Annotated in this window: 5 protein-coding genes; 3 read left to right on the forward strand and 2 right to left on the reverse strand. The window is 52.7% G+C overall.

Going from position 1 to position 10,817, the window contains the following annotated elements; genetic code table 11:
• Window positions 1–21: 21 nt before the first annotated feature.
• Complete coding sequence (locus IWX75_RS15705; RefSeq protein WP_196823199.1) at window positions 22–4,479, forward strand: glycosyltransferase family protein; 4,458 nt, start codon at window positions 22–24, stop codon at window positions 4,477–4,479.
• 16 nt (window positions 4,480–4,495) lie between these two features.
• Here IWX75_RS15705 and IWX75_RS15710 read toward each other — a convergent pair whose 3' ends face one another.
• A complete protein-coding gene (locus IWX75_RS15710; RefSeq protein WP_196823200.1) occupies window positions 4,496–6,517 on the reverse strand; it encodes a DUF6270 domain-containing protein in 2,022 nt (673 codons plus the stop codon).
• Window positions 6,514–7,359, reverse strand: a complete 846-nt coding sequence (locus tag IWX75_RS15715) for an FkbM family methyltransferase (protein WP_196823201.1) — start codon at window positions 7,357–7,359, stop codon at window positions 6,514–6,516. Before IWX75_RS15715 ends, IWX75_RS15710 begins: the two co-directional genes overlap by 4 nt.
• Window positions 7,360–7,961: 602 nt before the next feature.
• On the opposite strand from IWX75_RS15715, the gene IWX75_RS15720 reads away from it, so the two are divergent.
• On the forward strand, window positions 7,962–9,227 hold the full coding sequence (locus IWX75_RS15720; protein WP_196823202.1) for a glycosyltransferase family 25 protein: 1,266 nt from the start codon (window positions 7,962–7,964) through the stop codon (window positions 9,225–9,227).
• Window positions 9,224–10,513 (forward strand): hypothetical protein, encoded by a 1,290-nt coding sequence (locus IWX75_RS15725; protein WP_196823203.1) that lies wholly within the window; start codon window positions 9,224–9,226, stop codon window positions 10,511–10,513. Before IWX75_RS15720 ends, IWX75_RS15725 begins: the two co-directional genes overlap by 4 nt.
• Window positions 10,514–10,817 lie beyond the last annotated feature (304 nt).

The raw sequence follows: 10,817 nt of genomic DNA on the forward strand, positions 1-10,817 counted from the left end.
AGTTCGCAGTTGGATCAAAGCATGATCCGCACTCTTGCGGACGCGAACATCAAAGTTGCAGTGATGTTTCAAGAACCTTTGACAGAGGCAGAAAAACGACTTTTTCAAGCAGCATATCCGGATGTTGTCATTCACCACCCGCCGGTATCGCGGGTTCCGCCTGAGCGTCGAGTCCGTCGGTTCGCTTGGGAGGCGGCTGTTTACGCTAAAGAGGCTGCGGCATCGATTGTGATCTCCCGCGGAATAGAGTTGTCCCGGGCACTTCTCGGTAATGAAGGTACCGCCCCGATAGTTTGGCCGCTGCTTCCCACCTCTGAGCTTGCTGGTCATTTGTCGGAAGGTAAGCCTGCCCAGCAGCTCCTAGCCGCTATCACCGACCATGCTTCACACGTCCTCGTGGAGAGTGAGAAGGTGAGGAAGAACCTCGTGGCGCTCGTTCCGGCAGCCGGCGGGCGCAGAATCTTCTCTTTGTCGGTCCCCGAGGACTTCAGTGCGACGCCATGGACTGAGAACCTGTCGGAAAATTTCGTTATCTTGTCGCTACTGCAATTGCACAACATGATACAGGCCGAGAGAAGAGTTCTTATTTTCGGTCAGGTGTCCAGCCTCAAATCTGGTGTAGTAGAAGGATCGTATGCATCGACGGACTATCGTTCAATATCTAATATTGCCTCACCAACCGACCACGTGATTTTCTTTGTGGGAGATGGGGCTGACGACGACCTAATCGTTGACAATCTAAAGCTTAGCCCGTATGTCACGGTTATCACGCCCTCGCCGGCCGCTCATCAGATTGAAGCTGGAGGAATTATCCCTCGATTCGCAGTCTGGCATATTCTCCTAAGCGCGAACCAGTTGAATTGTGATGTCATAATCTGCGGTGACCTTGAAGTCGGATATTTGGCAATAAAAAATAAAATCATGCAGGCCAAGCTTTGGCAGGCGCTCCTCTTCGACAGTATCGATGCATTGAAAATTATTCAAGAGCCCCGCCTGGATGAACTGATCGCTTCCGCTCGTCGCTTAGTCGTTGCCAAGGAGGATCATCGATCCATTCTTGAAGCCAGATTTCCGGATGCCACTGCGAAGACGCTCGTTTTATCCGGACTTCTGAACAGCGACCATTCGATCGAGCCCCTAGGTGTACAAAAAAATCTTGATCGCCGAGCTTTTCAGCAAAACCTAAAAAGATTTTTGCCCGATTATCGGGAAAGTCCGAGACTTGGCCGGAAAAAAAAGATGGTTATTGCTGGCCATGACTTCAAATTTGCTGGTGAGCTGATTGAGATTTTATCTCAGCGTGATGATTTCGAATTACAGGTAGACGCTTGGCGGCAACAAAATATTCAAGATGAGTCGCGAAGTGAGACGCTTCTAAACTGGGCTGACATGATTTTCTGTGAGTTCTGTTCGTTGAACGCAGTTTGGTATTCGTGGTCCAAGAAGCCAGGGCAGACCCTTATCGTCCGTTTCCATGGGTACGAGTTGAACTCGGAATGGATCAGAGACATTAACGTCGCGAACGTAGATATGTTCGTCTTTGTATCTGAATTCTACCGTGACCAAGTGGTGTCTGCTTTGAAGTGGCCGGTGGAGAAAACCACGGTAATTCCGAACATGGTCGATGTGCAGGACTTACACCGACCGAAACTCGAGCTGGCTCGGTTCCATATCGGAATCATCGGCGTGGTACCAATCCTCAAACGTCCTGATCGTGCGTTGGATCTTCTTGAAATTCTTCTGGAATCAGACTTGAGGTACACCCTTCACGTTCGGGGACGAGCACCGTGGCAGTACCAGTGGATGTGGAGTAATGATCATGCTCGCGATGCATATGAGTCGTTCTACGAGCGATTAGCTTCCAACCCTAAACTTCGACGGCGGGTCGTCTTTGAAGAATTTGGACCCGATATGGGTCGATGGCTTCAGAAAATAGGTTGGGTGTTATCACCCAGTTTTCGCGAGACATTCCATCTGGCTCCGGTGGAGGGGATGGCATCGGGGGCGGTGCCGGTGGTTTGGAAGCGAGACGGAGCGGCAGAGATCTTCAGTAGCCAGTGGGTGCATCAGAGCGCTATGGATGCTGCCTGCTACATCATCGAACAGAATGAAACGCTGGATGCATACCACGAAGCGTCGCAAAGCGCTTTATCGCAGGTGGATCAATTTGACGTTCAGAAAGTTGGTCGACGTTGGCTTGAATTACTGTTGGACGCGGGCAACTCCTATAGTGCCACTCCATCAGCGTCGATTACCGCCGAACGAATGGAGGAGACATTCAGGCGCAGTTCGACGGCGACGCACTTCGAACGGCTGATCAGAGTACTCGTTCGTGACAAGGACTTCCCACGCGTGGACGCCTTGGTCAGGGAAAATTCAACCATGGTGGAAACGCTTCCTTCGGCACTTTTTAGAGGAACTATGTGGCGCCAGGGTCTGAGCATTCTGAAACGAGGGGGGATTCTCATCCCGGAGCGCTCGAACGGACCCGTTTATTTGCAGTGTCCGGACCGCGTTCTGTACGCCATGGACCTCGGGACAACTCAAGAAAAGTTTAAGGAAGCCGCTCCACTTAGAGACCAAGCACACGGTTCATACAACTTACGCCATGTTTCTGTTAGCGCTCCAACCTTGAACTTCGACGTCGACCTCGAAGTACAGGAACTCGGTGTGCGGACCGTCGTGGTAGCGGGGGATGAGGAATACGCTTACCTTCCGCTAAGAAACGTCGATCGGCTCAGTTTGGACCGACAGATAATGGCTGCTGCAGACGCCTTCGTTCGCGAAGCTAGGATATTTCGACCCACAGTGATGAGGTCGCAGCGCGATTACTGGGTCGCACTTCCGGCACTCATTGCGGCCCGCCGGCTGGGGATTCCTTTCGTGTGTGACATGACCCAACAGTACAAGAACGCGTGCGAGACCGATATTGACTCAATGATTACCGCGGCCGTCGACGCGCACTGCTTGCCGGGCGAGCGGAGTGGCGAATACGTCGTGAAAGCGCTCAACCACCAAAATGAAATGCTTCGCTCTTCGTCCGCAAGACGACTCGAAGAGTTGCGAGTAGGCGTCATCGCGGATCAATTCACTAGCCGGACTATAGAGCATTCGTTCCACGCTTTTCCGCTTTCGCGGAAAGATGGTTTCATTGAGGTGGCCACGCTTGATCTGGACGCCGTTTTCGTCGAGTCGGCATGGGAGGGCCCCAACGACGAGTGGCGTCGGGGGGTTGCCTACTATCCAGAACTGATCGAGGACCTGGAAAGAATCGTCATGGTGGCCAGAAAGTTAGCCATTCCGGTGATTTTTTGGAACAAGGAAGATCCCGTCCATTATCGAGCGTTCGCACGTACTGCTGCGCTGATGGATCACATCTTCACCACTGACGCTGACATGGTAGGGAACTATCTTGCTATTGAAAAGTCAGAGAACCGCACCGTGTCAGCTTCGTCGTTTTATGCGGAGCCAATGCTACACAATCCTCTCCCCACCGACCGAATCTACGAGCATTCCGTGAGCTATGCGGGAACGTACTACGGTGCCCGGTTCAAGGAACGGTCTTCTGAGTTGGACGGTATGCTGCGCGCTGCGTCCAACCATGGGCTGACGATATACGACCGTCAGCTAAAGGTTCCTAACTCGCCCTACGAGTTTCCGGAAGAGCTTCGCAAGTATGTTCGAGAAGGTGTCGATTACGACGAAGTGTTGAAGGTCTATAAAGCTCACCCCATCAACATCAATGTCAATTCAGCAAATAACTCACCAACAATGTTCTCACGACGCGTGGTGGAAGTTGCCGCAAGTGGCGCTTTGGTCTTGAGTGGGGAGGGGCGGGGGATCATTGAGCAGTTTGAGGCGATCGAGGCATCGAATTCTCCGGAACGATGGAACAGTTTGCTGGAAAGTTGGATGAGCAGCGCATCGGCACGGACGCGTGACTCCTGGGCGCAGATGCGCTCGATCACTCGGGCGCACCTCGCAGAACACTCGTTGACCCTCATGTTTCGAACAGCGGGAATCAATATATCTGCCCGTACGCTTCCACTCTATGTATTGGACGCCGGCGACCGTACGGTCGATGCCGCTACCGCTGAGATTCTTGTAGCTCAAACGTGGCGGCCACACGCAATTATCGCGAACTCGATTGAGAAGGACGCCGGTTTGCTATTGAAGTACGCGGGAATATCCATCTCCACGGAGCGAGATGCATACGAGGCAGACCAAACTTGGATCGGCCCTCTGGGGAAGGTGTCTTCGAGCTCCTACTACGAGGATCTCCTTCACGCAACGAGGTTCGGCACATGGAACTATCTCACGGCCCGGCATCGTCACACCGGCGACGGACAACAAGTCATTTTGCTTGAATTGGCCAATACAGGAACGCTTCCGTTCCTTAAGCTGTTGTCGCAATGCGCTCCGGAAGCGTTCAGCCCTCTGACGTGGATCGTCCCTGAGGATGATGAGACGCAAGAGTGAAGTGACTTGCATCCGCCTATTCGAAAAGGGCGCCGCTCACCGATTTTCGAAGATATTGATCGACGCCTGGACCGAAGCGATATGGCGAATCTCCCCATTTATGGTTCTGCGCAGAAAGTATTGTTCCATCGGGATAGTTTACAAAACGGACTCCTTTGTGCGTCAGCAGCATGTCGTAAAGACGAGCCAGCATTCGGTTATTCCGTGAAATTTCTTCTTGCCCTTGAAGGAGCTCTCCAGAGACGTTATGCGTCGCCCAGTAGACGTTGTTCACAAGCACGCGATGCGGTCCGACAATCTCGAGTAGCCTGCTTATCCCTGCCTCGCACAACTGAAGATGGTGGTCGGAACCTGGTTCGATCTCGCTCCCAATCGGTGGATGAAAGCCGGTTCTTTTTAGTTCTGGACTGTGCGTTATATAGGTCCCATTGATAGAAGCGAGGGGAATCCGCTCGTCTAAAAGATCGAGTAGTAACAGATCAAAGTCGATGTTGTTAAGATCATCAGATAGCTTCTTGAAAATGTCGGTTTCAACTAGACGGCGCTGGAATGTGCTTTCGAGTTTATCTGTATGAACTGAGCTGCTCACGGCCAAAACATGGGCCTGAAAGGAGCTTCCTAAGGACGATCGGGCCGAGTAGTGAACAATTTCGACACTTTGGGAAGTGGCGAAGGCTTCCATCGAGGCGCTGCTCCCGCATATAAAAAGCCGGCCATTTTTCTGGGTGGTTGGTTGCGAGATAACCTCAAGCAAAAGATTGCCAAAGCCGTCCTTCAATGCTGCACGGTAGACGCTTTCTTGGCCAGCGGTACCCACATGACGATGTGTATTGGATCCTTCGAACCTTCGAATGACCTCAATAGTGCCGTTCGTTACTTCAGCAAACTCTATAGTTAAACCGCCATAACCTAGAGGGATGATATCGAGGTCCAGTTCTAAGTCCACCGATCCACCGCTGCCGCGAACATCCAACCTGACTAGCTCTTCGATCCTGCCCGCTAGAGAAGTCAAGTCTCGAGGTACGAGCTCGACTCGTTGTGGGCCGAACACTAGGTCCCTTTGCATCCGCTCAACGATTTCGGAAACTGAGATCCGAGTATCGATAAGTCTCTCGACAACGTCTGAGATGACCTCGGGGGACGGGGCGGCGTGCCCCTCCCCAAACTGGGCTATCCAAGCGATATGTTCGTCAGACCCAGAATAAACACCTTCGCCCAGTGGAGCGTAGTCCGACCTTCCTATGAAAGGAAGAAGGTGCGATATAACATGCCAGTCACTGGAATTTTGAAGGTATAGGGATCGCCTCGGTCTGGAGTGGATCCCCGGAGCTGAAGTCGAAGGGACAGCGGCCTCGAAACCGTGGCGAAGGAGTGTGTCAGCTACTCTTATCTTCCAATCGGGCGCGTCGAGGTCGGGGAGGAGGGGATCCTCTAGGGCGTCTCGAAGGTATCTCTTGACGAATAGCTCGTTGTAGTCCAGGAAGTTGGTTTGCGGGTTCCATACAAACACCGATGCAAGGTCACCGAGCCGCTCCCCGTAAAAGAGACTAGCGAATCCGCCGCCGGATCCGCCTACCAAGAGTAATTCCCGCCCAGTCATCTCTGCGAGTCTAAATAGGATGCCCGTAATGATGGACTGTAAATGCGTGTAGGTATTTCCGATATACCAGCCGAGCCCGAGCGAGTCGTTCAGTTGAAGCGAAGCGTCTGACAGAGCTACGTATGGGTACCCCCCCTGGCGCGCGATTTTCAACCCGGAGAAAAATGGCGGAACCTTTTCCTCTCGCGCCGTAACTGCGCCGTTGAAGAAAACAGGAAGGGCAGAGTTTTTTGATGTCGCTTGATCGAGTCCGTGGACTAACAAGTCCAAATGGGGGGCATGGTCGAAGCTGATGGAGTGAAGCCCGTTTTGCCAGCTCGTCGAGGACAAGAATGCATCGAGATCCTTCCAAGAATGGGTCGGTACTTTCCACACCTCGTGGTCGCATTGCTCAAATGGATATTCTAGTTCCGTAGAAATCTCCGAGGATTTGCTCATTGATGCGACTCCGCAATATGTTCTGAAATTAAACGTTGGCTGTATCGTACGCTTCGGTCCAACTGCATTTGCAAATCGGCCAGCCTGGATTGCATTAGGAGCGCGGCCTGGGCTTGATACTGGAAAAATTTGCGCATTTCGTGGGTGCCGCGAATGGGCGCGAATATGAAAGTTGGTGTTGCATTGAATTCACCTAGAGGGGCGTAATCGATACTTCTCATATAACGCAGCAAGTCCACCTCGGCGGCGTCATCCGATGCTTCACAGCTAATCAAAGGACGATCTTTATCTACGAGGTTCATTGCTCCACGCAGAACCGCAAGATCCATCCCCTCGGCATCAATCTTCAGATAGGCGACGGGTGATTCAAACCACTCTGCGTCCAGAGTCGACAAAATCATGCTTCCTTCTGGGTCGGCGCAGAGACGTGCACCACCGACATTCGCGCTGGTGAAGCTTGAGACACTCGCTTTTCCATTGACTTCGCCTAACGCCGCTACACGGACGCTTACTGTACCGTCGGTGAAATTCAGCTCAACATTCCGCTTAAGTAGCAGCGCCGTTGATTCGAGTGGTTCATAGGAAACGACGCGGCAGGAGCATATGCGCGAGAAGAATAATGTGTGGTTTCCTATATTGGCGCCAACATCAACTACCAGACTGTTCGGCTCCAACAGTCTTCGCATGAACTGAAGAAAATCTAGCTCATAGAAGGTTCCGGTCTTAAGTATCACTGCGCTTATATGATCAGACTCTGAAGGAAGTTCCAGAAGCACCTGTTGTCCGTCGTAGTTGATACGAGCCTGAGGCCGATCAGGTTTCGTTGATGCTGCCGCGTTCACTTGGTCTTGCATCTCATCACTCGACCCGTTTTCTGCGCTGTTGGCCCCATGTGTTCGGAAGTTTGGTACAAAGGGGCCGGTGCTCCTTAAAGTTGAGATTTCATTCGTATCAGTCGAGGCAGATCGCCGCTTCGTCACGCGGGGTGGACCGTCACCAGTAATTGTTTCATACCGGAGCGCCCGTCGAGGGCGCATGGCGTTCCGCACCGCATCCGATGGATAGCGGTAACTCTTCATGAGCGTTATCAACCTCTGGTGTCTCCGTGTGCAACGATTGAACTGCCTAACAGCGACTTCCCAGTCTTGATGGCGTGCAAGTTACGGGTGCAAGCGGGTGAGGAAGCTCCTTCAACTGTTACATGGGCGCGGCGTTGACAGGAAAAGGGACCAGCGTGCTGAGATTGACGAAGTAGGCGTATCGAGCTGCCAGGGCACTGAGCGTCACTACCAGATTTACCATCTCCTTCTGCTCTGGCGGAAGGACAGAGGCAGCGCCGTCGGCGTTTCGAAAGGCCCTAATGTCACTGCATGCTGGTTTGGAACGCCTGCTCGCTCAAGGCCGCCTAGCTGATATACCGTCAGACCCCGAGTCAGCAGCGTCGGTGAAGGAGCTAGAGCGTCGCTTTCACCCAGTCAATCTCGATCAGGCTCACAGCAACCGCAGCGAGTTTCTACTGTATCTCGACTACTTGAGGGTCATGAATGATGTCAGCAAGGCGCTCCGACTCCTGTCGAGCTATTCAGCGGCAGGTCTGCTACCCGCGCTAAGTGCGTTAGCTTCTCAGCATGTCGCTCGAAAAGAAGGAGACTTCACTCTTGCCGCTACGCTCCTAGGTGAGCTTGCTGAAAGGTCTCCGCACGACGGCTACATCACGAGTTTATACCTGGAAAGCCTCGTTGCAGATGCTCGTCCCGAGTTGGTTCATCCCACAATCCAACGTTTCGTGCCCGGATTTGAACACCTCTCCGAGGACCAAATGCTCCGTATCGCGCTCATAGCGGCCATTGCGGGAGACTGGGACTCCTGCGAGAGAGTTAGGCGGGTTGCGCTCAGGATGAGTGCTTGCAGCCCTGTGAAGTGGGCCTCTGTAAGTAAGCGCCTTGAATACGCAAGAAACTTCAGAGGACATACCTTGGAAGTTCCTGTTTCAATCATCAATCTCCAAAAAGACAGACGGAAGTTCAGATTATCCAATGCGCTGTATTCGATGTTTGATATCGACCCCCTCAGAGTGGAGGCTGTAATAGGAAGCGATTTGACTAGTCTTGTTGCAAAAAGTGTTCTGTCGCCAAGCGGTTCAATTCTTGGTCGTGGAGCTATCGGATGTGCGCTGAGCCATGTCCAAGCTTGGGAGAAGATAGCCTCCGGGCGCGACGACTTCCATCTCGTTATCGAAGACGATGGACTTCCGTATAGCTGGCAGGACTTGGGACGCTTGGTGACAGAAGCGGGAAATTTCGATGTTTTATTTGTGAATGAAAGAATGTCGTCATTGATGACTAAGGAGCTCCATACTGGATACTCTTCGCTATGGGACACACTTGCAACTCGCCCGGATCACATGCGCGGATGGGGTGGCGACGGTTATATACTCAGCCGGCGGGGGGCAGAAAAACTCGTTGGTGCAGTTATCGAGGACCGCGTCGTTGGGCACATTGATGGACAGCTTGGCTCATACGGAATCAACAGTTCTCAGCATCCAATAACTTCTCAGGCTCCGTTGAGTAGAGCGCAGCGAGTTGGGCTGGCCTGCCGTAAAAATCTTCGTTCGGAGGTAGTACTGGAAGTGAAGTCTCTCCAATTTCCGCTGGTTGCCTCATATAACTTCGGATACTCCTCGATCGTTTCCTCTGGAGGGCACCAGTGAGCGAATACAAAATTTTGGACCGCGAGATAGCTATCAGTTCCTCCGAGACAAGTGGAAATTTCGCGGTAATCCTTGATCTGGAATGTCCGGCGGGAACACAGGAGCGCGAGGCGCTCCTCAGGTTTGAGTTGAGTGGCGATCCTGGTCCGCTGACAGGAACCGGTCTGATGCGCTCCGGAAATCCGAGAGCGGCCTATTTCACATATACTCATACCGGGGTCGGCGTCGTACAAAGCCGATCAGAGGTAAAATTGCCAGATTCAATCAAGTGTCTGAGCATCACATTGGTTCCTTGGGTCAGTAAATCGGAAGCAACAAAAGTTCGTCGCGTATCGATTGAGAAGGTCGCTGACCATGCGACCAGTGAGTCAGGGAATGTTTTCAAGACAGTGCGGAATATTAGCCGGTTTGATTGTGATGTTTTTCAACATGAATCGATAAACTGCTTTTTCGATGCCGAATCACTGCATTCTGGACTCCATGTCATAAATTGTAATGGATTGCCGCTTGAGATAATGTATAACTCAAAAAGTGCAGCAACGACCTCCATAGTTTTCAACGCAGCGTTGGGGATAAGCACTCAGGAAGTCCCCCGCTTTATGGCGGGACCGACCTTCGCCGGGCTGAAGACGAACACAATCTCAGTTTTTGATGCATGCCTCTACACTGATGACTCCCTCATGCTCGCTTGGTATGGTGGTTCGGCGAAATTCGAGATGCAGGCACTCCTCCCGGGCCTTCTTCAAAAATTTGTGACCGACGCCGGGGGTGAGCGAACACTTCTATTTGGTGCTTCCGGAGGGGGGTTTGCGGCGCTGTTCTATTCCCAGTTTTTTCCCCGATCCACCGTAGTCGCTGTTAATCCCCAGACAATCCTCGACAACTACCTCCCCCGCATCGTCGAAGCCTATGCGCGCGCATGCTGGGGCGCTGGCTCAGAGGAAAAAGCCGTAGAGGTACTGGCAGCAAGAATGTGCCCGGATTTACGCCGCTTGCCCGATTGGGCGGGTCACTGCGTCGTCTACGTGCAAAACAGCACGGATGACCACGTCGACAAGCATCTGCTTCCCTTCCTAACTGCGACGAGAGTTCCCAACTTGCACCTACTGATGGACAAGTGGGGGGCAGGTCACGTCTCACCTCCTAAGGAATTGATTGGACAGGTTCTCACAATCCTTCTCAACGAAGAGACCCGATGGGAATCTCTTCTGGGTGACCTTGGTTCAATGAGTGCGCCAACCGAAAATCAAATACGTGAGCGGGTTTGTGCCCTAGGGCTTGCGTGAGGCTGTAGCATTTCCACATCTGGGCTAACACCTTCCCAGATGCTGGCCGCTGGGGCCAGCTAGTCTGGGGAGATTAATCGTGTCTCAATTGAAACCTGCCCGTGTTGTCGTAGCCGCTTTCAGCGTACTTCTTATTTGCACGCCGCTCTCCGCTGGACCGGCCAAGGCCGTCGGCGTAGGCTCGATCGCTCTTCCCTCCGCAACTACTCGTCCGTTGTCGGCGGTGACGAATGTGACTGCGGTGCCGGAGGGCTCTTCAGGGGTGGCGTTGTCCTGGTCGAATCCAGCGACGTCGCTTTATAAA

Source organism: Arthrobacter sp. CAN_A6 (assembly GCF_015751715.1).
Classification (GTDB): Bacteria; Actinomycetota; Actinomycetes; order Actinomycetales; family Micrococcaceae; genus Arthrobacter_D.